Origin of the sequence: Haloferula sp. (genome assembly GCF_049672945.1) — a bacterium.
In the GTDB taxonomy this organism is placed as follows: domain Bacteria; phylum Verrucomicrobiota; class Verrucomicrobiia; order Verrucomicrobiales; family Akkermansiaceae; genus Haloferula.
Genome location: NZ_JBATWY010000155.1, coordinates 1 through 1,748, shown reverse-complemented (window position 1 = coordinate 1,748; position 1,748 = coordinate 1). Strand labels below are relative to the sequence as shown.

Here is a 1,748-nt window from a genome sequence, read left to right as displayed (position 1 = left end):
CACCAAATCCACGAACAAATATCCACCGGTGACATCTGGGAAGTCTCCATAATCTCGCCTAGTTCCCAATCCGTATGAACTGATCATGGCTCGATCTACTTCGGTTTGTAGGGCTACGACTCGGTCTTCAATATCCGTAGAATCGAAAGGAAACTCTGATAGCTCGACGCGCACGCTGGTCAAAGCCGGTGGTCTTACCTCAAGGGCCGTCTTGCGATCCCAGGTTGCGAAACGTGCCAGAGGCTTGAGAAAGCCCTCGACTTCATCTCCATTCCCATCGCAGTAGATTCTCAAGGACCGCCAATGCTCACATTGTGCAGAGCGCCACCTAATCGAAATTGCGGACTCGACGTAGCGGCTTGAGTCGCGCGGCTGCGCATATATGGCACTTGGACCGGTGACAAGCAACATCCCGGTTCGCTGCAGATCTTGTGACGGTTCAGACATGCGCTAATATCTTGCCCAACGCATCAGTCATGGCGTCGCCGGAAGAGACGCCCGAATCCAACTAAACAGCTTATCGGCGTCGCCATCGACGCCTTGTTCCACCTCTTTTGCTCTATGGATACCAACGAAAACTGGAAGCAGTATAAACGCAAGGGGCTATCAGAAATGAGGCCATTCGTCGCAGGTGAAGACGTGTCTCACGTCAGCATCTCCGAGCCCGACAAAGCGAACGGCTCGCCCAAGGCGGGCGACATGATCGCACGCAACCCGAAGAACCACGAAGACCAGTGGCTAGTCGCCGCCAAATACTTCGAGGACAACCTTGAACCTGCCTAATTACGATCCACCAGCGAAGTCCGATCCTTTGTTGGTGGAACAGTATTTATTCTCATCACCTCAGATCTTGATATCCGGGATGATTTCGGAGGAGCTTAGGGCGGGAAAGCCCCGTGTTACAAGGATTTCTTCCGTCCGACTGTTGATATCAGCGTGTTTTTGGTGGCGGGATGCGGCCTGAGCCGAGGGGGCTGATATCACCGTCTGAGGTCCTCCAGATAGGGCCGGGACTCCCGCGCCAAGGGCTGCTCCCCACGCGGTGGCTTTCGTTGGGTGATTTGCTAAGGATGTTCTAAAGAACACCTTTTGGGTTGACGCCATCTTTCCTCATCGCTTGAATCCCACGTTTATGAGTGCTTTACGTTCGCGCTGGTGTTGGAGGAAGGATCTTGCAGGATTCCGAGGTCTCTCAGATTTCGACCGGTCGGGGTTTTTGTTGGTCCTCGAGTGGTTTGAGAATTTTCGGCTTCGGCTTGAGTTGGATGCTGGGAGGGAGACGGCGCGTCGATTTTGGCGGACGGAGGTCACGTGTGAGGGGCGTCCTCGGGAGCCGTGGCAGTTGGAACAATGGGAGGCGGCGATGCAGTGGTATTTGAATTGGCTGGATGCGTGTGAGGCGGCGAATGCGGATCATCGAAGTCTGCCGGAGCGGGTGCGCGCGGCGGTGCAGTCGGCGGCGGCACGGCGGGGCCTGGCGCTGACGACGAAGCGTTGCTATGGGGCTTGGGCGGCTCGTTACGCGGCATTTGGAGACGATGAGCGGGCGCTGATGAGGGTGGAGACGGCGAGCCTCTTTCTGGAATCGGTGGTGAAGGACGAGGATTGTGCGTATTCCACCCAGAAGCAGGCGCTCAATGCGATTGCGTTCTTTTTCAAGCAGGTGTGTGGGGTGGAGGATCCGGTTTTTGATGTGAAGCTGCGCAAGACGGGGACGCGGGTGCCGGTGGTGCTGACGAAGGAGGACA

General features: G+C 56.2%; 3 protein-coding genes. 2 read left to right on the top strand and 1 reads right to left on the bottom strand.

Annotated features, from left to right (window positions below):
• Positions 1-294 (bottom strand): hypothetical protein (locus tag WBG04_RS13815; RefSeq protein WP_424315038.1); only part of this gene is annotated, 294 nt, incomplete at its 3' end.
• A 267-nt stretch (positions 295-561) separates the two neighbouring features.
• Here WBG04_RS13815 and WBG04_RS13810 point away from each other — a divergent pair.
• Together WBG04_RS13810 and WBG04_RS13805 are read left to right on the top strand one after the other, a co-directional pair.
• The gene (locus WBG04_RS13810) at positions 562-783 is read left to right on the top strand and encodes a hypothetical protein (protein ID WP_424315037.1); all 222 of its coding nucleotides are present in this window, start codon (positions 562-564) and stop codon (positions 781-783) included.
• Between the two features lie 559 nt (positions 784-1,342).
• Positions 1,343-1,748, top strand: a 406-nt coding sequence (locus tag WBG04_RS13805; protein ID WP_424315036.1) for a phage integrase N-terminal SAM-like domain-containing protein, incomplete at its 3' end; no start/stop codon positions are given.

Coding starts and splice junctions, on each gene's coding strand:
- WBG04_RS13810 (WP_424315037.1), top strand. CDS start 562: ATGGATACCAACGAAAACTGGAAGCAGTATAAACGCAAGGGGCTATCA.